This window comes from Tardiphaga sp. OK246 (genome assembly GCF_900188215.1).
GTDB classification, from domain to species: Bacteria; Pseudomonadota; Alphaproteobacteria; order Rhizobiales; family Xanthobacteraceae; genus Tardiphaga; species Tardiphaga robiniae.
In genome coordinates this window covers 695,654-719,056 of sequence record NZ_FZOX01000001.1, presented here as the reverse complement: position 1 = coordinate 719,056, position 23,403 = coordinate 695,654, and the positions used below count along the sequence as shown (strand labels likewise).

Here is a 23,403-nt window from a genome sequence, read left to right as displayed (position 1 = left end):
TGTGTGGCGCCCCCTCCGGCATGTTTCCTAAGAGGACACCATGAACAGGACTGTGTTTTCGCTCCCCGCTGACAGCGCCTACAAGACCCGCGCGGGTCTCTCCGTGACGCGCCATGTCGATTATTTCACCGGCGGCACCGCGCTGGACGATCTGATCGTCCGGCTCGACCAGCGTCGCGGCGTGGTGCTGTCGTCGGGCACCACGGTACCCGGCCGCTATGAGAGCTTCGATCTCGGTTTCGCCGATCCGCCGCTGCTGCTGGAAACCACCGGGACGGATTTCACGCTGACGGCGCTGAACAAGCGTGGCCAGGTGTTGATCGCCTTTCTCGCCGACACGCTGCAGGATCCCTGTATCGCGCTCGACGGGCGGACGATGTCGAAGCTCAAGGGCCACATCATCCGCGGCGAGGCGCCGGTCGAGGAAGACCAGCGCACCCGCCGCGCCAGCGTGATGTCGCTGGTGCGCGACATGGTCGCGCAATTGTTCTCCTCAGACGATTCCATGCTCGGGCTCTATGGCGCCTTCGCCTATGACCTCGTGTTCCAGATGGAAGACCTGAAGCAGAAGCGCGCGCGCGAGGCCGACCAGCGCGACATCGTGCTGTATCTGCCCGACACGCTGCTGGCCTATGACCGCGCTACCGGCCGCGGCGTGGTGATGTCCTATGACTTCACCTGGAAGGATCGCTCCACCGAGGGCCTGCCACGCGATACGCCCGACAGCGGCTACAACAAGGCGCCGCGCCAGGGCTTTGCGGATCACGCACCCGGCGAATATCAGCGCACAGTGGAGAATGCGCGTGCCGCCTTTGCGCGCGGCGATTTGTTCGAGGCGGTGCCCGGTCAGTTGTTCGCCGAGCCCTGCGAACGTTCGCCGGCGGAAGTGTTCCAGCGGCTGTGTGTCATCAATCCGTCGCCCTATGGCGCGCTGATGAATCTCGGCGATGGCGAGTTTCTCGTCGCTGCCTCGCCCGAGATGTTCGTGCGCTCCGACGGTCGCCGCGTCGAGACCTGTCCGATCTCTGGCACCATCGCGCGCGGCGTCGATGCCATTGGCGATGCCGAGCAGATCCGGCAGTTGCTGAATTCGGAGAAAGACGAATTCGAACTCAACATGTGCACCGACGTCGATCGTAACGACAAGGCGCGCGTCTGCGTGCCCGGCACGATCAAGGTATTGGCGCGTCGGCAGATCGAGACCTACTCAAAACTGTTCCATACTGTCGATCATGTGGAAGGCATGCTGCGGCCGGGCTTCGATGCGCTCGATGCGTTCCTGACCCATGCCTGGGCGGTGACGGTGACTGGTGCGCCGAAGCTCTGGGCGATGCAGTTCGTCGAGGACAATGAGCGCTCGTCGCGGCGTTGGTATGCCGGCGCCATCGGCGCCGTGTCATTCGATGGCGGCATCAATACCGGCATCACCATCCGTACCATCCGCATGAAGGATGGCCTCGCCGAAGTTCGCGTCGGCGCGACGCTGCTGTTCGATTCGGATCCCGTCGCCGAAGAGAAGGAATGCCAGACCAAGGCTGCAGCCCTGTTCCAGGCGCTGCGCGGCGATCCGCCGAAGCGGCTGTCGGCCTTCGCGCCGGATGCAACCGGTTCGGGCAAGAAGGTGCTGCTGATCGATCATGACGACAGTTTCGTGCATATGCTGGCGGATTACTTCCGTCAGGTCGGCGCGACCGTCAGCGTGATTCGTCATGTCCATGCACAGACCGTCCTGAACCGCGAGAGTTTCGATCTGCTGGTGCTGTCGCCCGGCCCCGGCCGTCCAGCGGATTTCAGCATTGGCAAAACGCTGGATACCGCGCTCGAAAAGAAGCTGCCGGTATTCGGTGTCTGTCTTGGCGTGCAGGCGATCGGTGAATACTTCGGCGGCGTGCTGGGCCAGCTCGCGCAGCCGGCGCATGGACGGCCGTCGCGCGTGCAAGTGCGGGGCGGAAAGTTGATGAACGGTCTACCCAATGAAATCGTCATAGGCCGCTATCACTCGCTGTTCGTCGAGCAGGACAGCATGCCCGATGTGCTCACCGTGACGGCCTCGACCGAGGACGGTGTCGCCATGGCCATCGAACACAAGACGCTGCCGGTCGGCGGCGTGCAGTTTCATCCGGAATCGCTGATGTCGCTTGGCGGCGAGGTCGGCTTACGTATCGTCGAAAACGCATTTCGGTTGGGGCAGCGCCCCAACTGATCTCCATCTGAAGAATCGAAAGACCCTGATGACACCCGAACTCGCGCACGATCTCAAAGCCTCCGTCCGCACCATTGTGGATTATCCGAAGCCGGGTATCCTGTTTCGCGACATCACCACATTGCTGGGTGATGCACGCTCGTTCCGCCGCGCGGTGGATGAGCTGGTGCAGCCGTGGGCGGGGCTGAAGATCGACAAGGTTGCCGGCATGGAAGCGCGCGGCTTCATCATCGGCGGCGCGGTGGCGCATCAGTTGTCGGCAGGTTTCGTGCCGATCCGCAAGAAGGGCAAGCTGCCGCACACCACCGTGCGCATCGCTTACTCTCTCGAATACGGCATCGACGAGATGGAAGTGCATGCCGACGCCATCAAGCCCGGTGAGCGCGTGATCCTGGTGGACGATCTGATCGCCACCGGCGGCACCGCTGAAGGTGCGGTCAAACTGATGCGCCAGATCGGTGCTGAGGTGATGGCCGCCTGTTTCATCATCGACCTGCCGGATCTCGGCGGCGCGGCCAAGCTGCGGGCGATGAATGTGCCGGTGCGCACGCTGATGACGTTCGACGGGCATTGATTGCCCGTCACGACCCCTGCAGCAGCAGTCCCAGCTCGATCTCCCGAAAGCTGAAATAATTCTTCCGGATCCACTGATGCAACTCGGTGGATGAATCCTGCTCCGAGCGCAAATAGCCGGTGAAGGAGAAATTCAGCCGGTCGATATAGGTCTTGAGGAACACCGGCAGTGCCGCGATGCGCAGCATGCGGCCCTGCGCCAGTGCCACCGGGATTTCGCCGCGCAGCACGTGTTCGTTGTCGATCACATAGAGCGAATTGCGGGTGAACTGCTGCTGCAGCATCTCGTAGCCGCGCAATGAGGCGCGGTCGCTGTCGCCCATGAAGAACACGATGGGCGCCACGCCGCGCCGTGCGGCTTCCTTGGCGAAACCGATCTCGCCGGTCATTTTGAAGAATTCATCGAAGGCGAAATAGCCGAGGTCGATCACCTTGGCGATGTCGTCATTGATGATGAGCCGGTCCATCAGCGACATCTTGCCGAACGTGTCATTGACGTCGGCGGTCTCGGTCAGTTTCGGCAGGAAATCCAGCAGCGACGGTTCTTTCAGGCTGACATCGAAGGCGGTGACGTCGCCGCGCTGCAGCTTCAGGAATTCGCACAACAGGCGCGCGACGAGGGTCTTGCCGACCATCGGTCGCGTCGAGCAGATGATATAAACGGGCGTGCGTCGCATCGGCGCAATATCAGGCGAATCCGACGCCGCTCCAATCGTTAAATGGACTTACTTCTCGCCGGGGCTGCGGGCGCCGGGCTTGTCGTGGACGATGTCGGTCAGCTTGATGCGGTCGAATTCGCTCCAGACGTTGGCCAGCCAGTGCCGGACATAGCCGCGCAGCACGAACGAATAGTTCGCGGTCTCGTCATGCGGTCCCTTGTTGGCGACGAATTTCAGGAACGGCACGCTGGAGACTTCGACCTGCTCATAGGCCATTTCGTTCAGCTTCGGGATGGTGATCTCGGTGGCGCCCTTGATGCGGTGGAAATAGGAGTTGTAGGTCGCCTGGTCCCATTCGAAGAAGCTGGTGTTGTTGATGAAGTTCTTCACCAGGAAATACTTGGCGCCGTCCATGAAGCCGGCGGTCTCGGCGATCTCGTCCAGGGAGGCGATCGACGGGCCGAGTATATGGAAAACGGCAAAGGTAATCTGGCCGGACTTGGCGGCATCGAGGAAGCCGATGTCACGCAGATCGGCCAGCGCCCGGGACAGCAGGCCTGCGCGGACGTCGATCACGGTCACCGAGGGGGATGCGCTGTTGAGCGTATCGAAGATCTTCATCTGGTCGGACGTGGTCGTCATGTCGACGATTTCGGTGATGTCCGAATGGAACCGCTTCAGCGTGCCGCGCGGCGCTTCGGTGTCGAAAGCGCGCGTCGGGACGTTGTTGGCGCTGAAATAGTCCAGAACCGTCCGCGAAACCGTGGTCTTGCCAACCCCACCCTTGTCCGCGCCGACGACAATCACTGCTGGCTTCGCCATGGAATTCCTTTGCCGCTTTCAACTGGAGCATCCGCGCGATGGAGATTCGCGCGCCGGAGAACACTACCCGATGCCTGCTTTGGGCGCGAACATGGCAGAAACAAGGGGGATTTCAATCGCTGAAAGATGTGGCCCACGGAAATCATTGGGAAATTCTCCATATTTGGTCGCGGGCATTGTTTTCCGCATTACGGCTACCCGACCGGGCTTGCAGGTGCCGGGGTCCCCGGCGGCGCTCACCACACCGTGATTGATGCGACGCACAAAATAGATTGCAGCCTAATCGATAGGGTCCTATCTAATTTCCATGCCCCACTCCCAAGCGCATATCCAGGCCGAACTGGGTCTGCTGGTTGCGCGACTGGCACGGGTCTGGCGCCGCAAGGCTGACCAGACCCTGTCGGCGCATGGCCTGTCCGAAGCCACGGCACATCCGCTGCTGATCCTGTCCCGCGCCGGTCGCGAGAACGTGCGTCAGGGCGTGCTCGCCGACGAAATGGGGCTCGAAGGTCCATCGGTGGTCCGGCTGATCGACCTGCTGGCCGCCGAAGGGCTCGTCGAGCGCCGCGAGGACCCGACCGACCGCCGCGCCAAGGTCTTGCACCTGACTCCGCTTGGCGAAGCCAAGGCCGAAGAGATCAGGCGCGTCATGCGCCGGCTGCGCGGTGACCTGATGAAGGGCATCGCGCCGGATGAACTCGCTATTGCCTTCGATGTGCTCGGACGGATCGAGCTATCGGCCAATCGCCTGTATGAGGCCGCCGAGGAGGCGGACGCGCTGCCATGACCTCCGCTGCTGCCAGACCGCCGTTTCTCGTCCGCCACGCCGATATCATCTTCTCCGTGAAAACCTTCATCGCCGGCATGATGGCGCTGCTGATCGGTTTTGCGATGGATCTGCCGCGGCCCTACTGGGCGCTGGCCACGGTCTATATCGCCTCGCAGCCGCTGGCCGGCGCCACGCGTTCGAAAGCGCTGTTTCGCGTCATCGGCACACTGGTTGGGGCTTCGGCCAGCGTCGTGCTGGTGCCAAATCTCGTCAATTCGCCGGAACTGCTCAGCCTCGCCATCGCGCTGTGGGTCGGTCTCTGTCTCTATGTCTCGCTGCTGGACAGGACGCCGCGCGGCTACATGTTCATGCTCGCGGGCTACACCTGCGCGCTGATCAGCTTTCCCTCGGTCAACGACCCCGCCGCGATCTTCGATACCGCCGTGGCGCGCAGCGAGGAAATCATCGTCGGCATTCTCTGCGCGACGCTGGTATCCACGATCTTGTTGCCGCGCAGCGTCGGTCCGGCGGTTGCAGCGCGGGTCGATAGCTGGCTCGCCGGTGCGCGCAGGCTGACGCAGGACGTGCTGGCCGGCCGCAGCGCCGATCCGGCCACGCGCGATCTGCGCCTCAAGCTCGCCGCCGATGCCGTCGATATCGATACGCTCGCCGATCATCTGGCCTATGATCGGCTCGGCGGACGCGAGACCTCACGCTGGATGCGCGCCCTGCGCACGCGCATGCTGACATTCCTGCCGCTGCTGTCATCCATGGGCGATCGCATCGACGCGCTGGGCGAAGACGCGCGGACGACCTCACCGCAATTGATGGCGCTGATCGACGACGTCTCCGCCTGGATTGCTGACAACAGCACCGACCGTGAACCCGCCGAGCGGCTGCGCAGCATGATCGCCGCGCAGCAGCCGAAGCTGAGCGCGTCGTCGTCATGGACCGAGATCATGATCGCGAGCCTGCTGATGCGGATGCGCGAGCTCGTCGATATCTCAGCGGATTGCCGGGTCCTCAATCAGGCGATTGCCGAGGGCGGCCGTCCGCCGGGCGCGAAACTCGCCTTTCAGGCTGAAGCCGGTGTGGCCCCGGTGCGGCATGTCGATCACGGCATGGCGCTATGGTCCGCAGCAGGCGTGTTCATTACCATCCTCGTCTGCTGCGCGTTCTGGATCGCTACCGGCTGGACCGATGGCGCGACAGCACCGACCATGGCGGCTGTCGGCTGCTCGTTCTTCGCCAGCATGGATGATCCCGCGGTGGGGTTGCGCGGCTTTGCCAAATGGACGCTGGCCGCGATGGTGATCATCGCGCTCTATCTGTTCGCGATCCTGCCGGCTATCACCGATGTCGAAGTGCTGGTCGCCGTGCTGGCGCCGCCGTTCCTGCTGTTTGGCTATCTCATCGCACGCCCCGCCACCTTCTTCATCGGCATGCTGCTGGCGGCGAATACCGCGACGCTGATGGCGTTGCAGACGACTTACAATGCCGACTTCGCAAGTTTCGCCAATTCCAGCGTGGCTTTCTTCGTCGGTACTGAACTGTCGGTCATCTCGATCCAGTTGATCCGCTCAGTCGGCTCCGAATGGAGTGTGAAGCGGCTGATGCGGCGCGGCTGGATCGCCATCGCGCAGGCTGCCGAACAGCGCGGCAACCGTGATCGCGCCGCCTTTGCCGGGTTGATGCTGAATCGCATCGGTCTGCTGGCGCCGCGGCTGACGGCGCTGAAAGACTCAGAACTGCGCATGGTCGATAATCTGCGCGAGCTGCGGGTCGGGTTAAACATCGTCGATCTGCGTCGCGCCCGCCATCATCTGTCGCTGCCGACGCTCAGAGCGATGGACGCGATGCTGGATGAGCTTGCCGTGAGTTTCCGCAGCTATAAAGGCGACGAGATGCCTGAGCCGCTGCTGGCCAAGGTCGATCACGCGCTGGCGGAAGCCATAAGCGAGCGCGGGGCTGGGCGCGCGGATGCTCTGATCGGCCTCGTCGGCATTCGCCGCGGTCTGTTTCCGACAGCACCCGCCTATCTGCCCGAACAGGGCCTTCTCGCCGGGAGTGTGGCGGCATGAGATATGAAATCGATCTGTTCGGTGTGCTGTTGCCATCGCTGATGCTGTGGCTGGTCATCACTTACGCCATCGGCGCACTGCTGCGCCCCTTGATCGAACGCTCCGGCCTCTATCGCTATGTCTGGCACCGCGCGCTGTTCGATCTTGCTCTGTATGTCTGCCTCCTGGGCGGCGTGGTCTATCTGTCTTCCGGATTGCTGTCATGAAAAACGCTGTGAGTTTTATTCGCCGTTTCGCCGTCACCGCGCTGGCCGTCGTCGCCGCGCTCGCCGTGGGGCGCTATCTCTGGGTCTATTATATGGATGCACCATGGACACGTGACGGCCGCGTCCGTGCCGACGTGGTCACCGTGGCGCCGGATGTGTCCGGTTTCGTTACCGAGATTCTGGTGAAGGACAATCAGAAGGTGGCCCGCGGCGACGTCATCATGCGGATCGACCGCGCGCGTTTCGGGCTGGCGCTGCAGCAGGCTGAGGCCGTTGTGGCCGGTCGCAAGGCCAGCCTTGAGCAGGCCGATCTCGATCTGAAGCGCTACAATGATCTCACCACCGCGGCCGTGTCGCAGCAGAAGAAGGAGCAGGTGTTGGCGACGCAACTCCTCGCCAAGGCGTCACTGGATCAGGCCGTTGCCGATCAGGCGGTGGCGCAGCTCAATCTCGATCGCAGCGAGGTTCATGCGCCGGTCTCAGGCGTGATCTCCAACATGGACCTGCGCCCCGGCACCTATGTCACTGCCGGCAAGGGCGTGATGGCATTGGTCGATACGTCGAGCCTGCATGTGGACGGCTATTTCGAGGAAACCAAGCTCTCGCGCATTCACGTAGGCGATCCCGTCCACATTCACTTGATGGGTGATGCCGCCAAGCTCACTGGCCATGTAGAGAGCGTTGCCGCCGGCATCGAGGACCGTGACCGTGCGGAAGGCAGCAACCTCCTGGCCAATGTGACGCCGACCTTCAGCTGGGTGCGCCTTGCCCAGCGCGTGCCTGTGCGCATCGCGCTCGATGCTGTGCCGGAAGGTGCGACGCTGGTCGCGGGCCGCACGGCGACGGTGGAGATTTTGCCGGGCAACGGGACGACGGTTGCGAAGGTGAACTGACGCTTCAGGCGTCCGTATCCGGCATCGTATCCAGCAGCATCGTCTCAAATCGCGCACGTATCTCGCGAGGTGTCGCGCCAAAACGCTTCTTGAAGGTGCGGTTGAAATAAGACAGATCGCCGAAGCCGACCTCGAAGGCGATGGTGCTGACGGCGCGATCCCCGCGGTTGCCATCGCGCAGCATATGGAAGGCGCGCTCGAGCCGACGCTCCAGCAGGTAGTCCGAAAACGTCCGGCCTTCGGCCTCGAACAATTTCTGGAAATAACGCGCGGTGACGCCATGGGTGGTCGCGAGCCGCTCCAGTGACAGCGTCGGCTGGCTGAGGCTGGCCTCTATATCGGCCTTGAGCGACAGCAGGCTGATGGTCGGCCGATCCTGGCGCCATGCGCCACGCCGCGCCGGCGCATCGGCTTCATCGATCATGGTGGCGACGAGGCCGTTCATATAATCGATAGCGAGGCCGGTCAGCGCAGCGGAATTCATCGGCAGCAAGCCGCGCATTACGGCAGCGGCGTAATGGCCAAGCGCGATCAGCCCGCCATTGTCATGGGCGATATGGCGCATGCCGGTATGGCCATTGCCGGCGAGTAGCAGGCAGTCGACGCGGCTCACATCATTCATGATGAACGTGGTGGCGCGGCCGGGATCGAGAATAATCGCCTCGCGCGGCATGCATGTCTGGCGCTGGCCATCCTGCTGGACGATCACCACGCCATCGGATGGCCGCAGCACCAGGATATCCTGCGGCGAGTCGTCGCCAGTCGTGGCGGTATCGTCGTCGGGCATGGTCCAAAGCGGTGCGGGATCGAAACACGACATCAGTCCAAGATGCGGCTGCATCCGCAGGATCGCCTTCGACTGGAAAGGGGCCGCGCGAAACGATCCCAGCGAATTGCGCTGCACGGTCTTCCACGGCAGGCGGCTTTCAAGCGGTTTGCGCAGGGTGTCATCGATATCGTCGGCAACCAGCCAGAGCGGGACGAGAGGGCAATCGGGAGCGGCATCGACGCAGGATGGAGACCGCGACTGATGCGCGTTTGCCACAGCATCGAATCCAAACCGCTTCGTTCGCTCCAGTCCGACTATCAATTCACCGAGTCCAAGTCATGCAATGGGCTGTGCCGTATCGCTGTGACGATAGACGGAATGCACAGGCGTAAGAAGAGTAAAGCCGTGGCTGGAATTTACATTGATTCCAAACTGCTGCGGCCTCGGTCGAATTGACCGGCTCGACCTCTCCAGTGCTTCGTCGCCACGAACATACGGAAGACTTCGAGCTCATGCGTTACAGCCAGTTCCTTCTCATCCCCGCCGTCGGGCTCATGTCGTCGCAGGCCGTTGCGCAGCAGAGCGCGGGCGTCACGCTCGACGAGATCACGGTAACGGCCGCGCGTGCCCAGCGCTCGATTTCGGATATTCCGCAGACCGTGCAGGTGGTCGATCAGAAGGAGATTGACGAGCAGCTCAAGCAGAGCGGCAGCGCATCGGCGCTGCTGGCAAAATTGCTGCCGGGCTTCTCGGTGTCGAACCAGACCATCTCCGGTGCTTCCGAAAGCTATCGCGGCCGCGACCTTCTGGTGCTGATGGACGGCGTGCCGCTGACGACGCCGCTCCGCGACGTCTCGCGCGTGCTGTCGCTGATCGATCTGAATTCCGTCGAGCGCATCGAACTGGTCGCCGGTGCATCGAGCCTGTATGGCGCCGGCGCGACGGGCGGTACGGTGAATTTCGTCACCAAGAAAGCGCAGCCGGGCGGTCCCCGTGTTAGCGTCAATACGGCGCTGCGCACCTTCACCGCCGATCCCGGCGGTTCGCTGGCACCGGAAATGTCGGCGACGGTCAGTGGCAAGGGCACGAATGGCATCGACTACGTGTTCGTTGGCAGCGGCCGCGGCGCGCAGAAGACTTATGACGGCGCGGGCCGCGAGCTGCCATCGGACGCCATGCTCGGGCAGGGAGGTGGCGATCGTCTCGCCAGCGGCAATTTCCTGGGCAAGATCGGTTACGATTTCGATGGCGGCAAGCGCATCGAAGCCTCGATCAGCCAGTTCTATCTCGACCAGACGCCGAAATACCTCACCGACTATTCCGGCGCCTATGCGAAGCCGGATTTCACCAAGCCCTATACCGGGCAGAGCGTGCTGGAAGATTCGCGCTCGTTCCAATTGCGCTACAGCGATACCGACTTCGTGCTCGGCAATCTCAGCGTGGTCGGCTTCTACAATGACATCAAGAAGCGCTTCAACTATTCGGAGTTCTCCTATCCCTATAACTCGCTGGTCTATTATTCCGGCAATCCGCTGAGCCCGACCAGCCCGGCCAACCAGACCACGCTGTATTCCGAGCGCGGCGGGGTCAATCTGACGATCGATACGCCGCTCGACCGCATCTGGAACGGCGCCAAGGTGACCTGGGGCACGGACGTCGTCCATGATAAGACATGGCAGACGCTGACCGATGGCCGCGATGTGTTCACGCCGTTGACCCAGGTGACGACCGCCGGATTTGCATTGGTACAAGTCCCGATCACCGATCGGCTGACCGCGCGCGGCGGCGTTCGCTACGAGCATTTCGATCTCAGCGTCGACGACTTCCTGCGTCCGGCCGCCTATGCCGCGATCTCGCCCGTGACGCGCTTCGTTCTGCCGGCGCTCAATGTTATCGGCGGCCAGTACGAATATGCCTCGCCGACCTACAATCTCGGTGCGACCTTCAAGCTCAACAACAAGATCGATCTGTTCGGCGGTTTCTCGCAGGGCTATGCGCTGCCCGATGTTGGCGCCTATACGCGCCGCGCCGGCCTGTCATCCACCGCCTTTGCCTGTCCGGTAGCGACGCCGAACTGCCTGCCGCTGGCACGCCAGACCATCTCTTTCAGCTCGATCGCGCCGGAAGCCCAGATCGTCAACAATTACGAAATCGGCATCCGCGGCGGCGACGGCCCCTACAAGGGCAGCATCACCGGTTTCGTCAGCACCTCCGAGAAGGGCGTGACCTTCGATCCCGTCACCAACCTGATCTCGCAGCAGAAGGAAATGATCTACGGCGTCGAATATATCGGCGAGATGGCGATCAACCGGAATTTCACGCTGGGTACCACGATCGGCTACAAGGAAGGCCGCTACGACACCAACAAGGACGGTGTGCTCGACTCGTGGCTGCCCAACAACCGCATCGGCAGTCCGGTGCGCGGTCTGATCTTCGGCGACTATCGCTTCGACAACGGCATCAAGCTGCGCGTCGAGGGCGAGGGCTATGCCAGCCGCAACCGCGGTATCAACCTGACCAATACGGTCTATCCCATTGAAGGCGGCTTTACGATGAATGCCGCGCTGAGCGGGCCGGTCTATGGCGGCGAGGCCTATGCGGCCGTCAACAACCTGTTCGATACGGAGCTGCAGAATCCGACCGCGACGTCGGTGCGCAACCTGCCGGTCTATTCCTGGGGCCGCACCGTGACGGTCGGCTATCGCAAGACGTTCTGACGCGACGAGGAGTTTGAAGATTACGGCGATGGTGGATCTGGAGATTGATGGGAGCCTGCTGACGCTGCGGTTCCTGCCGCCTTATGCGGAGTCGGACGAGCGCGATTATCTGGCCGCGCTGGCCCGGGTCGGCGAGCATGATGCGCCATTCGAACTTCTGACCGTGTTCGGGGGCGGCGGGAAACTGTCCGTCGCCGGCGAGCGGGAGCAGGCGCTGTGGTTCAAGGCGACGCGCGGCCATATCTCCGCGCGCTGCCGTGCTGTGGCGATTGTACGCCCCGGCGCCAACAAGAAGATGGAAGAGACGTTTCGGAAGCTCTGGCCGATGCCGCTGGTGGCGCTCGAGGACGAGATCGCCGCGCGCGCCTTTCTCGCCGAACATCGCGGCCTCGCATGAGCACCGCGGAGCTTAACGCATCTGCGCCGGTCGCCGTCATGGGACGCAAGCGGCTGTTCGTCGTGCTGGGCGGGCTGTATCTGGCACAGGCGATCCCGTCCTATCTGTTCGTCGCCGCCCTGCCGCCAATCATGCGCGAGGCCGGTGTGTCGCGCAGCGAGATCGGCTATCTCAGCCTCTGGTTCCTGCCGTTGCTGCTGAAGTTTTTCTGGGCGCCGGTCGTGGATCGTATCCGTCCCTTCGCGCGCGCGCATCGCGCCGGCTGGGTGATCGTGACTCAGACCGGCGTGATTATCAGCCTGCTGTGCCTGATCCCGCTTGGCGCAACCAATGTATGGGGCATCATCGCAGTGGGCCTGTTCGGCTCGTTGCTGATCTCGACGCAGGACATCGCCACTGATGGCTATGCCGCGAAATATCTCGCGCCGGAGGATCGCGCCATCGGCAATGCGATCCAGGGCGGCTCGGTCGCGTTTGGTGTCGTGATCGGCGGCACGCTGGGTCTCGTGCTTTATGCGCAGATCGGTTGGACCGGTATGCTGCTGACCATCGCCGGCTTCTCGCTGATCCCGCTGTTTGCCGCCTTCGCCATGCGCGAAGACGAAGCCGACCAGGTCGATCCGGCGAAGCCGCGGCCTTCGGTGATGGCCTTCCTGCGCCGCCGCGAGGTGCGCAACATTCTCTGGATCGCACTGATCTACCGGATGAGCGAGGGCCTCGTGAAGGCGATGGAGGGCAGCTATCTCGTCGATGCCGGCGTGCCGCTCAAACAGATCGGTTATCTTTCCGGCGGCGCCGCGACGACGGCGGGCCTCGCGGGTGCCGCTGGCGCAGCATGGCTGTTGCAACGCTGCGGCACCGGCTGGACGCTGGGGTTGCTCGGCATTCTCCGCACCATCTGCTTTGCGCTGTTCACGGCGCATGCGCTGGGCGTGGTGACCGGCATCTGGCCGATTTTCGGCGCGGCCGGATTCCAGACCTTGATCCGCTATATGGAGATCGTCGCGCTCTACAGCCTGTTCATGGCCGCGGCATCGAAGGATCAGCCGGGCACCGACTTCACCATTCTCGCCTGCGCCCAGCTCATTATCTATTTCATCGGCTCGATGCTGTCGGGCCGTATTGCCGATCTGCTCGGCTATGGGACGCTGTTCAGCGTCGCCACAGTGTTGTCGCTGATCGCGGCGATTGCAACGATGCGCATTCTCGCCGCGCAACCGCCCGCTAGTTTGACGCCGGCGCAGCCTGCGTGAAGCTGCGATCGACGGCCTTGCTGACATCGACCTGCTTCGACAGGATTCCGTAGCGCGTGGCGCGGTCGGAGGCTTCCTGGAACTCCTTCACCACGCCATCGTCGATGGCGATCGGCCGTGTGTCCTGCGCCTTGTAGGCGCGCGCCAGCACGTCTTCCGGCAGCTTGGTCAGCTCGGCGGTGTTCTTTGCATAGACCTCGACATTCTCACGCGACCAGGTGCGGGCCTTGTTGAGCCGCTGCAACAGGTCGGCGACGGCCTCGCGCTTGGTGGCAATCGCCTGTTCGGAAGCGACGATAAAGGTCAGGGTCGGGGTCAGACCGGTGCCATCGGCAACCACCCGCGCATTGTCCTTGAGCACGGCATAGGAGATGTACGGCTCCCATACGGCCCAGCCGTCGATCGAACCGGCGAGAAGTGCAATCTTGGCATCGACGGGACCGAGCGGCGCGAAAGTTGCTTCGCTGGTCTTGTAACCGGCTTTCTCCAGCGTCGCCTCAATCAGGAACTGGCCCCAGCCGCCGCGTGTGCCTGCGAGGCGCTTGCCCTTGAGGTCGGCAGCGGTCTTGATCGGTGAATCGTTGCGCACCAGGATCGCCTGTGTGTCCGCATTGGAGCGTGTGCCGCCTATCGCCTTGATCGGTGCGCCGTTGGCATAGACCGTGAGGAACGAGAGGTCGCCAGTGTAACCGACATCGAGTGCGCCGGCATTGATGGCTTCGAGAATCGGCGCTGCCGCAGGGAATTCCGACCACTGGATCTTGTAGGGCAAGTCCTTCGCCAAGCCGGAGATCTCCAGCAGCGAGCGGTTGCCGCCCTTCTGGTCGCCGACGCGCAGCGTGATCTGGTCCGCCGCGAAAGCGGAGGTGGCGAGCGTTGCGCTGAAGGCTGTGGCGATGAGCGTTGAATGCAAGCGGCGCGAGGTGGAAGAGGCGGTCATGGTCACTTTCTCTGATGCAATGGCGAGCATCAAAGCTACGTCCGACACGGATTCAGTCAATGAAATGGCTGACTGAATATCATCGAGCGAAAGCAACGAATGTAGCGTTGCTGGAAATGGCGTGGAAGTTTTGCGCTTTCAAAATCTGATGTGTTTTGGCCCACCGTCAACCTGCGTGCGCATTCCCGCCCAACTCTGCCGCCTTTCCGCCAGAATTCCCTTCCGCGGCGCATTTGGTGCGCCGCAGAATAGCCACGAGCGTCAGCCGAAATAGGGAATGGATTACTCCGAACAGACAAAAACCCTGGCGCTATTTCGCAATCGGGCCGTTTGGAGCGCGACGGATTTGGAAGTCGCCCGGCATTCGGGCCGGGAGCATTTCAAAGTGGGTTGTGTGCTTCAATTGATTTCGTCGCTGACCGTGGGCGGGTCCGAGCGACTGCTGATCAATTTCGCTGCCAGTTGCACGCCGGGAGAGGACATTCCGCAGGTTTTCGTCGTGATTAACGACTTTTTCCATCCCGATCTTGCTGCCGAGCTCTCCGCGACAGGTCATCCGGTCTACTTCCTTAAGCGCCCACCCGGGAACCGCAATCCACGTGTCATTCTAAGTTTACTCAACATCATCCGCCGTCACGATATTCGCATCATCCATGCGCATGACAGCGGCGCCAAGCACTTCGCCATGTTGAGTAAACTGTATCGTCCGATGAGCGTCGGCTACACGATTCACAATACCGGCCTCGTCAACGCGTGGGACCGCGTGAAGCTTCGGCTGCATCAGCGGTTCGTCGATTGGAACATCGCGATCTCTGCTGCGGTCGAGCGTGAATGTGAATCTGTCAAACTGAAGCGCCTGTTCAAGGTGCATAACGGCATACCGCTCGCGACATTCGATAGAGTGGCGCGGCAACGTCGCCTCGGACCGGCTCTGCGTCTGATCAATGTCGCCCGCATCTATCCCAAGCAGAAGGGTCAGGACATCCTGATCAAGGCGGTCAGCCTCTGCGTCGCGCGCGGGCTCGACATTCGCTGCGATTTCGTCGGCAGCCCACCGGAGGGCGACGAGTCGACCCTCCTGAGTTTGAAGGCGCAGGCGATCGCCGAGAATGTCGCCGATCGCGTTCGCTTCCTGTGCGGGCGTACCGATGTGCGCCATCCGCTGGACGAGGCCGATATCTTCGTCCTGCCATCGCGTTTCGAAGGTTTCGGACTGGTGTTGCTCGAAGCCATGGCGGTCGGCCTGCCTGTCATCGCCGCGGATGTCGATGGCCCGGCCGAGCTGCTGGTGGATGGATCGAACGGTATCAAATTCAAGGTCGGATCCGCCGAGGATCTTGCCGACAAGATCGCGGCGCTCGCGGCGCAGCCTGAGCTTGCCGCGAAGATTGCAAGGACGGCGAAGGATTTCGTCACCGAATTCGATATCGCCAATATGCGCGACCAGTATTTCGGCATCTACGGGCAGATGATGAGGGTGAGCTAGCCTGATGTCTTGCGTGCGCGCTTGCCGGTGGCCGCGAGTTTGTCAGCAAGAAATTCCAGCAGCACTTCGACACGGGCAGGGCGGGGACCGCCCGGCGGCGTGACGAGGTAGACACCGCTCGACGATTGCGACCAGTCCTGCAACACGGCTTCCAGCGCGCCGCTCGCCAATGCATCGCCGACGATGAAATCCGGCAGATCGCTGATCCCCAATCCGGCGATCAGCGCAGGCAGCAGCGCCTCGCCATTGTTGACGCGGAGCGGCCCGGCCGGCCGAACGTTGGCCTGTTCGCCGGCCGCATTGGTGAAGTGCCAGACGCCGGGCGTCGAGAGATAGGTGTAGCCAAAGCATTTGTGGTCGGCGAGGTGCATGGGATGCGTCGGCCGGCCGTATTTCGCGAAATAGGACGGCGCCGCCACAATGTAACGCTTCACCGGACGCAGCCGCCGCGCGATCAACGATGAATCCGGCAATGATGCGATGCGGATCGCGGCGTCGAAACCTTCGCCGATCAGATCGACGGTCGCGTCGCTGAGGCTGAGGTCGATGGAGACCTCCGGATACTGCGCCAGAAATTCCGGCAGCAGTGGCGCCACCGTGTTGGTGCCATAGGTCATCGGCACGGCCAGCCGTACCAGCCCGCGCGGTGTCGCCGACTGCGCCAGCGCTTCGTTCTCGAGCGCTTCGCCGTCCGCCAGCAATTGCGCGGCCTTCACCGCCAGCGTCTTGCCGGAGTCGGTCAGCGCCAGCCGCCGTGAGGTCCGGTTGAACAGCCGCGCGCCCAGGCGATCCTCGAGCCGACCGACCGCCTTGGAGACGGTGGCCTTGGACAGGGTCAGCTCGGTCGCCGCCGCCGCAAAGGACCGCAGTTCGACCACCTTGGCGAAAATCGCCAGCGCTTCGAAATCGGGAAGTTTGGGCATCTCAAAATCCGAAACGATGAGTTTCCATCATTTCTATTTATGCGCCATTTGAGAGGGCATATCCAGATGCCCAGGATGCAAATGCATCAAACGACGGAGATTTCGTCATGATCGACCTCAGACCTTTCGACAAACTCGGCGGCGCCGACCACGGCTGGCTCAAGGCCAAGCACCATTTCTCGTTCGGCAGCCATTACGACCCCAAGAATATGGGCCATGGCAGCTTGCGCGTCTGGAACGACGACGAGATCGCGCCGAACACCGGTTTTCCCGCTCATCCGCATTCCAACATGGAAATCATCACTTATGTCCGCGAGGGCGCGATCACGCATCAGGACAGTCTGGGCAACACGGGCCGCACCGAGGCCGGCGACGTCCAGGTGATGAGTGCGGGCTCGGGCATCCGGCACTCCGAATACAATCTGGAGGCATCGACCACGCGGATCTTCCAGATCTGGATCGAGCCCACCCAAACGGGCGGCCAGCCTTGCTGGGGCGCCAAGCCGTTCCCGAAGGCCGATCGCTCCGGCCAGTTCGTCACCATTGCCAGCGGCTTCAAGGACGACGCCGGGGCACTGCCTATCCGGGCTGACGCCCGGGTGCTGGCAACCACGCTGAAGGCCGGTGAGACCGCGCAATATCCGCTGGGTAGCTCGCGCAACGGCTACCTCGTGCCGGCGGCCGGCGCGATTGAGATCAACGGCATTCGCGTCAACGCCCGCGACGGCGTCGCCATCCGTGATGAAGCCAACGTCACGATCACCGCGCTGGAAGATTCCGAACTCGTTCTGGTGGACGCCGCCTGACGCAAGTCAAAGGCGCCCGCCAATCATCAACCCGACCTATTCATCCCAATCCAACGGAGACTGACCATGACCAAAGTACTCGTTCTGTATTATTCCGCTTACGGCCATATCGAAGCGATGGCCAATGCCGTCGCCGAAGGTGCCCGCGAAGCCGGCGCCACTGTCGACATCAAGCGCGTGCCTGAACTGGTGCCTGCCGAGGTCGCCAAGGCGTCCTACTACAAGATAGACCAGGCTGCCCCGATCGCGACCATCGACGATCTCGCCAATTATGACGCGATCATCGTCGGTACCGGCACCCGCTTCGGCCGCATGTCCTCGCAGATGGCCAACTTCCTCGATCAGGCCGGTGGCCTGTGGATGAAGGGCGCGCTGCATGGCAAGGTCGGCGGTGCCTTCACCGCGACCGCGACCCAGCACGGTGGCCAGGAAACCACGCTGTTCTCCATCATCACCAACCTGCTGCATTTCGGCATGACCATCGTCGGCCTCAATTACGGCTTCCAGGGCCAGATGAAGCTCGATGAAGTCACCGGCGGTTCGCCCTATGGTGCCACCACCCTGACTGGTGGCGACGGCAGCCGCCAGCCTTCGGCCAATGAGCTGGCTGGTGCTCGTTATCAGGGCAAGGTCATCGCCGAGACGGCCAAGAAACTTCACGGCTAAGCTGCGTGGCTAACTAAAAAGAGATGGCTGACAAGAGAAAGGCGGCGTTCTGATTGCAGAGCGCCGCCTTAATCTATGCTGGAACAAACGGATTCGATTTCATCATGCTCGACGTGTATTTCATTTATCAGCTGGCACGGCGGCCGCTACATGCGATGGCTAGGCGGTGGGTTTGCCGCGGCATCGCGCATGTGACCAGGGGCGAAGTGGTTTGCCCCGAATGCCGCCAACACTGAAACGTTCCTTGATCGTTGGACTGGCAAGGTTGCATCTACGGAAGTAAACTTGGGCTATGTCCAAATCAACCAGCCCGCCGGTGCCAGCCCTCAGTATCCGTATCGACCTCGATTCCGAGGGACGGATCGGACCGGGCAAGATTCAGCTTCTCGAACATATTCATGCCACCGGTTCGATTTCGGCCGCTGGCCGCGCCATGGCGATGTCCTACAAGCGCGCCTGGGATCTGGTGGATGAACTCAACCGGATCTGCGGGCAGCCTGCCGTCGAGCGCCAGACTGGCGGCAAGAATGGGGGCGGAGCTCTCCTCACGCCATTCGGCCTGACGCTCATCAAGCGCTATCGTGGCATCGAAAACGCTGCGGCTACAGCCGCGCGCAAGGAGTTGATGGCGCTGAAGGGCGATATCGGCAAGAAGCGTAGATTCTAATCGGTCAAGCCGGCGGTATCACCGTTGTATCCGGATAAATATATCGTGACGGTCACCCCGATCGCGCTTTCGAATGGCTCTATTCTGGAATAGGATTGATCCATCCTTGGTCGCTCGTGGCGCGCCGTGGTCTAAACTGGAACTTCGCAATGTTCGACGCCCAATGCGATCTGGCTGCACTTGTCTATGACAAGGATCAGGATCCCGACGTAGTGTTGCACACCTTCGCGGCGGATTTGAGCAAGCAGGGCATTCGCGCCGTCGGATTGGTGCAACTCGGGCATCGCGAATTCGACGTGCCGAAGCTGACTGCGGTCATGCTGCACACCGGTGCGCAAGTGCGCTTGTTTCAGGATCTCGGTCCCGGCGCCAAGGGCTGCAAGCTCGATGTCGGGCAATTGCTCGATGCCGGCACGCAGGTCGCCGACGCCATCGACGAGGGCGCCGATCTCGTGATCATCAACCGGTTCGGCAAGCAGGAGCGTGAGGGCAAAGGGCTCGCTTATCTGATTGAGCGTGCGCTCTCTAGCGATATCCCCGTGGTGATCGCCGTGCCGTCGCATCGCTTTGCCGAATGGATCGCATTTGCCGATGGCATGAGCGTGAAGCTGCATTGCGATCGCGAGTCGCTCGATGGCTGGTGGGCAAAAGTCTCCTGCCGCAGCGAGGGGCTCATGCGTCAGGACCATCGCAGCGTTTGCGAAGTGCTGAAATAGAATTCCATCAACGCACAGCCGTCAATCGTCCGAATACCGTTGCTCCTGCCACGGATCGCCGCGGTTGTGATAACCGCGGACTTCCCAATAGCCGGGCTTGTCGTCGCCGACGAACTGGATGCGCTGCAGCCACTTGGCGCTCTTCCAAAAATAGAGATGCGGCACGATCACGCGCACCGGGCCGCCATGGTCGCGCTCGATCGGGGAGCCCTGCCACGAATGTGCCAGCAGTGCGTCTTCGGCAGCGAAGTCTTCCAACGACAGGTTGGTGGTGTAGCCGTCATGGGATTCCAGCACCACAAAGCGCGCCTCGGGCTTCGGCTGGCAGGCGTCGAGCAGCGCGCGGGTCGAAAGACCTTCCCACTGGTTGTCGTAACGCGACCAGGTGGTGACGCAATGGATGTCTGAGATGAAGGTCGATTGCGGCTGTGCGCTGAACTGGCCGAAATCCCAGAACAGCGGCGTCTCGACGGCGCCGTAGACATCGAGGCGCCAGCGCTCGCGGGGGATGTTTGGCGTGATGCCCAGATCCAGCACCGGCCAGTCCTGGGTCAGGTGCTGGCCGGGCGGGAGCCGCTGGTCGTCCGGGCGCGCAATCTTGCCGGTGAGAAACCGGCCTTCGCGCGCCCAGCGCTGTTTGGTCTGCGTCAGCTTGGATTCCGGCGGGGTGTGATCCTCGGTCATGGCTGACGCTCCTTCCCTAGATCGACGCCGTCACTCGTGACGGTGCATCGCCGACTTGTGCTTGGTGTCGCGCATGGTGGCGTAAATCAGTAGCGACAGGAAGATCATGCCCGACAGGTAATAGTAGAACCACTGTTCATGACCGATCTGCTTGAAGTACAGCGCGATCGCCGGCGCCGTACCGCCGAAGATTGACACCGTCAGCGCATAGGGCACGCCGACGCCCAGCGCACGGATATTGGTCGGGAACAGTTCGGCCTTCACCACCGCATTGATCGAGGTATAGCCGGCCACGAAGATCCAGGCGCCGCAGATCAGCAGGAACGCCATGAATGGCGACTTGGTGGCCTGCAACGCTGTCAGGATCGGAACAGTCGCCAGCGTGCCGGCAACGCCGAAGAAGATCAGCAGCGGCTTGCGGCCGATGCGGTCGGAGATCGCGCCATAGATCGGCTGCAGCAGGCAGGCGAATATCAGCGTGCCGAAGATCACCGTGGTGGTCTGGTCCGCGGTGAGGCCGACCGAGAGCTTCACGAAGGTCTGCATATAGGTGGTGAAGGTATAGAACGCTGCGGTGCCGCCAGCTGTGAGGCCGACAACCAGCAGCAATTCTCGCGGATAGGCCATCAGCGCGCGCAGCGAACCCATTGGCTTGGCCTGCTTCTTCGCTTCAACGAACTGGTCAGTCTCGTGCATGTCGCGACGCATCACGGCGGTGAAGACCGCAAGACCCGCGCCGATCACGAACGGAATGCGCCAGCCCCAGTCCTTCAGCTCCTGCTCGGTGAGGAACACCTTCTGCAGCAGCAGGAGCACGATGATCGCGGTCAGCTGGCCGCCGATCAGGGTGACATACTGGAAGCTCGAATAGAAACCGCGATGCTTGGGATCGGCGACTTCCGAGAGATAGGTGGCGCTGGCGCCGTATTCGCCGCCGAGGCTGAGGCCTTCGATAATGCGGGCGAGCGCGAGCAGGATCGGTGCCGCGATGCCGATAGTGGCATAGGTCGGCGTGCAGGCGATGATCAGCGAGCCGAAGCACATGCACAGGACCGAGATCGTCAGCGATATACGACGGCCATAGGTGTCGGCGAGATAGCCGAACAGCCAGCCGCCAAGCGGCCGCATCAGGAAGGTGGCGGCAAACAGCACGGCCGCATTGAGCTGCTGAACGACGGGGTCGGAGTTCGGGAAGAAGGCCGGCGCGAAATACAGGGCGAAGGCTGTGTAGGCGTAGAAGTCATACCATTCGACGAGATTGCCCATCGAGCCGATGAAGATCGCCTTGATGCGTTTTTTGGCGTCGTCGAAATGGAGTTTGCCGTCCGCCGGCGGTGCGAATGAATCTGCCACGTAGAACCCTCGTATTCCGTGAAATGAAATGTCCCGTTGCCACGCTCGGCACGAAAAGCCAATGCCGCGGAATGCATTGCTGCTGGCAGGATCGTTCTGTCGGGCGATGCCCGCATCCCGGCCGTGGCCGCACATGACTAGCCTCGACATACGACAATGTGGCTTAGACAAAAGTCTATATAGGGCAGTGGTACTCCGGGCGGTCCTGCCCAAAGGCATCGTCCTGGCCGGCACAGGGCCAGCCAGGACGAGCGAGTATGAGGGCGGAGTTCCGTTACTTCGCTGGGCGCGGATCGATCGGCGTGGAATCGCGCAGGCCCAAAATATCTTCCAGCACGCGTGCGCCGGCGAGCAGCGAAGCTTCGCCGCGCGGCGGACCGACGACCTGCAATCCGACCGGCAGACCCTTTGAGGTGAAGCCGCAAGGCATCGACAGCGCCGGGCAGCAGGTCAGGGTGATCGCATAGACGATGCCCAGCCACTGCACGTAGTTATCGAATTTGGTGCCGTTGCACTCGGCGAGATAGCGCTGTTCGATCGGGAACGGCGGCGTGATGGTCGCCGGGCACAGCAGCAGGTCGTAGGTCTGGAAGAACTCGTAGGCCCGCGCAGCCAGTGTGACACGCTGCGCTTCCGCCTTCGCCAGGTCATCGACCGTGAGCTTCAGGCCCTGCTCGATGTTCCAGATTACTTCCGGCTTCAGCTGATCGCGCTTGTCGCGGAGCAACTGGAGCTTCGAGATCGCGAAGTCATAGGCGCGCAGCACGTGGAAGCATTCGTGGGCTTCGCGCAGATCGGGATGTGCTTCCTCGACGATGACGCCGGCGTCGGCGAATGCCATCGCTGCCTTGCGGGTGATGGCGACCACTTCAGGGTCTACGGGGGTGATGCCGAGATCCGGCGAATAGGCGATCCGCTTCGGCTTGGTGCCTGCGCGCACGGCGGAGCGGAACGAGGTCGGCAGTTTCGGCAGCGAGATCAGATCGGCAGGATGCTCGCCGCTCATGGCGTCGAGCATCAATGCGAGGTCTTCCACGGTGCGGGCCATCGGGCCCTGCACGCTCACCATCCGGGCGAGCGCCACGGCGGGCGTGGACGCAACGCGGCCGACGCTCGGACGCAGGCCGACGATGCCGCAGAAGCTGGCGGGGTTGCGCAGCGAACCGCCCATGTCGGAGCCATGGGCAATCCACGCCGTGCCGCTGGCAAGTGCTGCCGCGGCGCCGCCGGACGAGCCGGCGGCCGACCTCGACAGGTCCCACGGATTCAGCGTCGCACCGAACACTTCGTTGAACGTATTGGCGCCCGCGCCGAATTCAGGCGTGTTGGATTTCGCATAGATCACGCCGCCATTTTCTTCGAGGCGTTCGACCAGCACGTTGGACTTGGTCGGCACAACGTCCTTGTAGATCGGCGATCCCTGTGTGGTGCGGACGCCGGCGACGGCGGTGAGATCCTTGATCGGCACCGGCAGGCCGGCAAGGATGCCGCGTTCGCCGAGCGGCTTCTTCATCAATTCCTTCGCGTGATCGCGGGCGCGATCGAAACACAGGATCGGCAGCGCGTTGACCTGGCCGTCGACTTCCTTGATGCGGGCTTCCAGCGCGTCCAGCAGGTCGAGCGGCGTTACCGTCCCGGCATTGAGTTGATCGACCACGGCGCAGGCCGTTGCTTTGATGAGATCTTGCTGAGAGGCCACGCACGTCTCCAATTTCGGATGCAGAGCAATTCGTATGCTTGGGATGTCGATCCCGACGTAGCCGTGTAGACCATTTTCTGGATAAATGGGACTCGCAGGCCAAATCTCCTTAACCCAAGTC

22 protein-coding genes are annotated in these 23,403 nt (G+C 62.2%); 14 read left to right on the top strand and 8 right to left on the bottom strand.

Annotation, left to right across the window (positions count from 1 at the left end; translation table 11 throughout):
* Positions 1–40 precede the first annotated feature (40 nt).
* Entirely contained in the window at positions 41–2,203 is a 2,163-nt protein-coding gene (locus CHC01_RS03555; RefSeq protein WP_089262511.1) for an anthranilate synthase component I, read from the top strand.
* A gap of 28 nt (positions 2,204–2,231) precedes the next feature.
* Positions 2,232–2,777, top strand: a complete 546-nt coding sequence (locus CHC01_RS03550; RefSeq protein WP_068733118.1) for an adenine phosphoribosyltransferase — start codon at positions 2,232–2,234, stop codon at positions 2,775–2,777.
* Positions 2,778–2,784: 7 nt separating this feature from the next.
* Here the strand turns inward: CHC01_RS03550 and CHC01_RS03545 are convergent, their stop codons facing one another.
* Together CHC01_RS03545 and CHC01_RS03540 are read right to left on the bottom strand one after the other, a co-directional pair.
* On the bottom strand, positions 2,785–3,453 hold the full coding sequence (locus tag CHC01_RS03545) for a hypothetical protein (RefSeq protein WP_089262509.1): 669 nt from the start codon (positions 3,451–3,453) through the stop codon (positions 2,785–2,787).
* A 48-nt stretch (positions 3,454–3,501) separates the two neighbouring features.
* On the bottom strand, positions 3,502–4,257 hold the full coding sequence (locus CHC01_RS03540; RefSeq protein ID WP_089262507.1) for a P-loop NTPase family protein: 756 nt from the start codon (positions 4,255–4,257) through the stop codon (positions 3,502–3,504).
* A 307-nt stretch (positions 4,258–4,564) separates the two neighbouring features.
* Between CHC01_RS03540 and CHC01_RS03535 the strand changes: the two genes are divergently transcribed.
* Genes CHC01_RS03535 through CHC01_RS03520 form a run of 4 tightly spaced genes read left to right on the top strand, consistent with a single transcriptional unit; the run spans position 4,565 to position 8,206 of the window.
* On the top strand, positions 4,565–5,044 hold the full coding sequence (locus CHC01_RS03535) for a MarR family winged helix-turn-helix transcriptional regulator (protein ID WP_089262505.1): 480 nt from the start codon (positions 4,565–4,567) through the stop codon (positions 5,042–5,044).
* The gene (locus CHC01_RS03530; RefSeq protein WP_089262503.1) at positions 5,041–7,107 is read left to right on the top strand and encodes an FUSC family protein; all 2,067 of its coding nucleotides are present in this window, start codon (positions 5,041–5,043) and stop codon (positions 7,105–7,107) included. The genes CHC01_RS03535 and CHC01_RS03530 overlap by 4 nt, the downstream gene beginning before the upstream one ends.
* The gene (locus CHC01_RS03525) at positions 7,104–7,313 is read left to right on the top strand and encodes a DUF1656 domain-containing protein (protein ID WP_068733131.1); all 210 of its coding nucleotides are present in this window, start codon (positions 7,104–7,106) and stop codon (positions 7,311–7,313) included. The genes CHC01_RS03530 and CHC01_RS03525 overlap by 4 nt, the downstream gene beginning before the upstream one ends.
* Positions 7,310–8,206: an efflux RND transporter periplasmic adaptor subunit gene (locus CHC01_RS03520; RefSeq protein WP_089262501.1), complete on the top strand. Its 897-nt coding sequence runs from the start codon at positions 7,310–7,312 to the stop codon at positions 8,204–8,206. The genes CHC01_RS03525 and CHC01_RS03520 overlap by 4 nt, the downstream gene beginning before the upstream one ends.
* A 4-nt stretch (positions 8,207–8,210) precedes the next feature.
* Here the strand turns inward: CHC01_RS03520 and CHC01_RS03515 are convergent, their stop codons facing one another.
* Entirely contained in the window at positions 8,211–9,251 is a 1,041-nt protein-coding gene (locus CHC01_RS03515; protein WP_244558197.1) for a helix-turn-helix transcriptional regulator, read from the bottom strand.
* Between the two features lie 236 nt (positions 9,252–9,487).
* Here CHC01_RS03515 and CHC01_RS03510 point away from each other — a divergent pair, with 236 nt between their 5' ends.
* Genes CHC01_RS03510 through CHC01_RS03500 form a run of 3 tightly spaced genes read left to right on the top strand, consistent with a single transcriptional unit; the run spans position 9,488 to position 13,342 of the window.
* The gene (locus CHC01_RS03510; protein ID WP_089262499.1) at positions 9,488–11,692 is read left to right on the top strand and encodes a TonB-dependent receptor; all 2,205 of its coding nucleotides are present in this window, start codon (positions 9,488–9,490) and stop codon (positions 11,690–11,692) included.
* A 13-nt stretch (positions 11,693–11,705) separates the two neighbouring features.
* On the top strand, positions 11,706–12,089 hold the full coding sequence (locus CHC01_RS03505) for a hypothetical protein (protein WP_244558196.1): 384 nt from the start codon (positions 11,706–11,708) through the stop codon (positions 12,087–12,089).
* On the top strand, positions 12,086–13,342 hold the full coding sequence (locus tag CHC01_RS03500; RefSeq protein ID WP_089262496.1) for an MFS transporter: 1,257 nt from the start codon (positions 12,086–12,088) through the stop codon (positions 13,340–13,342). Before CHC01_RS03505 ends, CHC01_RS03500 begins: the two co-directional genes overlap by 4 nt.
* Here CHC01_RS03500 and CHC01_RS03495 read toward each other — a convergent pair.
* Positions 13,314–14,282: an ABC transporter substrate-binding protein gene (locus tag CHC01_RS03495; protein ID WP_089263632.1), complete on the bottom strand. Its 969-nt coding sequence runs from the start codon at positions 14,280–14,282 to the stop codon at positions 13,314–13,316. The genes CHC01_RS03500 and CHC01_RS03495 overlap by 29 nt on opposite strands.
* A gap of 385 nt (positions 14,283–14,667) precedes the next feature.
* Here CHC01_RS03495 and CHC01_RS03490 point away from each other — a divergent pair, with 385 nt between their 5' ends.
* Positions 14,668–15,768 (top strand): glycosyltransferase family 4 protein, encoded by a 1,101-nt coding sequence (locus CHC01_RS03490; RefSeq protein WP_176454487.1) that lies wholly within the window; start codon positions 14,668–14,670, stop codon positions 15,766–15,768.
* Here the strand turns inward: CHC01_RS03490 and CHC01_RS03485 are convergent.
* Positions 15,765–16,691, bottom strand: coding sequence for a LysR family transcriptional regulator (locus CHC01_RS03485; RefSeq protein ID WP_089262492.1), 927 nt, complete (start codon positions 16,689–16,691; stop codon positions 15,765–15,767). The two genes, CHC01_RS03490 and CHC01_RS03485, sit on opposite strands and share 4 nt — an antisense overlap.
* 107 nt (positions 16,692–16,798) lie before the next feature.
* On the opposite strand from CHC01_RS03485, the gene CHC01_RS03480 reads away from it, so the two are divergent.
* The 4 genes from CHC01_RS03480 to CHC01_RS03465 all read left to right on the top strand — a co-directional run bounded on the left by CHC01_RS03480 (position 16,799) and on the right by CHC01_RS03465 (position 19,546).
* Positions 16,799–17,497: a pirin family protein gene (locus CHC01_RS03480; RefSeq protein ID WP_089262490.1), complete on the top strand. Its 699-nt coding sequence runs from the start codon at positions 16,799–16,801 to the stop codon at positions 17,495–17,497.
* A gap of 66 nt (positions 17,498–17,563) precedes the next feature.
* Positions 17,564–18,163 (top strand): NAD(P)H:quinone oxidoreductase, encoded by a 600-nt coding sequence (gene wrbA, locus CHC01_RS03475; protein WP_089262488.1) that lies wholly within the window; start codon positions 17,564–17,566, stop codon positions 18,161–18,163.
* Between the two features lie 292 nt (positions 18,164–18,455).
* Positions 18,456–18,830, top strand: a complete 375-nt coding sequence (locus CHC01_RS03470) for a winged helix-turn-helix domain-containing protein (protein ID WP_089262486.1) — start codon at positions 18,456–18,458, stop codon at positions 18,828–18,830.
* 149 nt (positions 18,831–18,979) lie between these two features.
* Positions 18,980–19,546, top strand: a complete 567-nt coding sequence (locus CHC01_RS03465) for a DUF2478 domain-containing protein (protein WP_089262484.1) — start codon at positions 18,980–18,982, stop codon at positions 19,544–19,546.
* Between the two features lie 21 nt (positions 19,547–19,567).
* Here the strand turns inward: CHC01_RS03465 and CHC01_RS03460 are convergent, their stop codons facing one another.
* From CHC01_RS03460 to CHC01_RS03450, 3 genes are all read right to left on the bottom strand, one after another.
* Positions 19,568–20,230: a sulfite oxidase-like oxidoreductase gene (locus CHC01_RS03460; protein ID WP_089262482.1), complete on the bottom strand. Its 663-nt coding sequence runs from the start codon at positions 20,228–20,230 to the stop codon at positions 19,568–19,570.
* A 30-nt stretch (positions 20,231–20,260) separates the two neighbouring features.
* Complete coding sequence (locus CHC01_RS03455) at positions 20,261–21,496, bottom strand: MFS transporter (RefSeq protein WP_089263631.1); 1,236 nt, start codon at positions 21,494–21,496, stop codon at positions 20,261–20,263.
* 361 nt (positions 21,497–21,857) lie between these two features.
* Complete coding sequence (locus CHC01_RS03450) at positions 21,858–23,282, bottom strand: amidase (protein ID WP_089262480.1); 1,425 nt, start codon at positions 23,280–23,282, stop codon at positions 21,858–21,860.
* Positions 23,283–23,403 lie beyond the last annotated feature (121 nt).

Excerpts from the sequence above, each read along its gene's own strand:
- CHC01_RS03495 (WP_089263632.1), bottom strand. The coding sequence starts at position 14,282 with ATGACCGCCTCTTCCACCTCGCGCCGCTTGCATTCAACGCTCATCGCC.
- CHC01_RS03500 (WP_089262496.1), top strand. The coding sequence starts at position 12,086 with ATGAGCACCGCGGAGCTTAACGCATCTGCGCCGGTCGCCGTCATGGGA.
- CHC01_RS03530 (WP_089262503.1), top strand. The coding sequence starts at position 5,041 with ATGACCTCCGCTGCTGCCAGACCGCCGTTTCTCGTCCGCCACGCCGAT.
- CHC01_RS03545 (WP_089262509.1), bottom strand. The coding sequence starts at position 3,453 with ATGCGACGCACGCCCGTTTATATCATCTGCTCGACGCGACCGATGGTC.
- CHC01_RS03470 (WP_089262486.1), top strand. The coding sequence starts at position 18,456 with ATGTCCAAATCAACCAGCCCGCCGGTGCCAGCCCTCAGTATCCGTATC.
- CHC01_RS03465 (WP_089262484.1), top strand. The coding sequence starts at position 18,980 with ATGTTCGACGCCCAATGCGATCTGGCTGCACTTGTCTATGACAAGGAT.
- CHC01_RS03555 (WP_089262511.1), top strand. The coding sequence starts at position 41 with ATGAACAGGACTGTGTTTTCGCTCCCCGCTGACAGCGCCTACAAGACC.
- CHC01_RS03520 (WP_089262501.1), top strand. The coding sequence starts at position 7,310 with ATGAAAAACGCTGTGAGTTTTATTCGCCGTTTCGCCGTCACCGCGCTG.
- CHC01_RS03480 (WP_089262490.1), top strand. The coding sequence starts at position 16,799 with ATGATCGACCTCAGACCTTTCGACAAACTCGGCGGCGCCGACCACGGC.
- wrbA (WP_089262488.1), top strand. The coding sequence starts at position 17,564 with ATGACCAAAGTACTCGTTCTGTATTATTCCGCTTACGGCCATATCGAA.
- CHC01_RS03525 (WP_068733131.1), top strand. The coding sequence starts at position 7,104 with ATGAGATATGAAATCGATCTGTTCGGTGTGCTGTTGCCATCGCTGATG.
- CHC01_RS03455 (WP_089263631.1), bottom strand. The coding sequence starts at position 21,496 with ATGGGCAATCTCGTCGAATGGTATGACTTCTACGCCTACACAGCCTTC.
- CHC01_RS03540 (WP_089262507.1), bottom strand. The coding sequence starts at position 4,257 with ATGGCGAAGCCAGCAGTGATTGTCGTCGGCGCGGACAAGGGTGGGGTT.
- CHC01_RS03550 (WP_068733118.1), top strand. The coding sequence starts at position 2,232 with ATGACACCCGAACTCGCGCACGATCTCAAAGCCTCCGTCCGCACCATT.
- CHC01_RS03510 (WP_089262499.1), top strand. The coding sequence starts at position 9,488 with ATGCGTTACAGCCAGTTCCTTCTCATCCCCGCCGTCGGGCTCATGTCG.
- CHC01_RS03485 (WP_089262492.1), bottom strand. The coding sequence starts at position 16,691 with ATGCCCAAACTTCCCGATTTCGAAGCGCTGGCGATTTTCGCCAAGGTG.
- CHC01_RS03535 (WP_089262505.1), top strand. The coding sequence starts at position 4,565 with ATGCCCCACTCCCAAGCGCATATCCAGGCCGAACTGGGTCTGCTGGTT.
- CHC01_RS03460 (WP_089262482.1), bottom strand. The coding sequence starts at position 20,230 with ATGACCGAGGATCACACCCCGCCGGAATCCAAGCTGACGCAGACCAAA.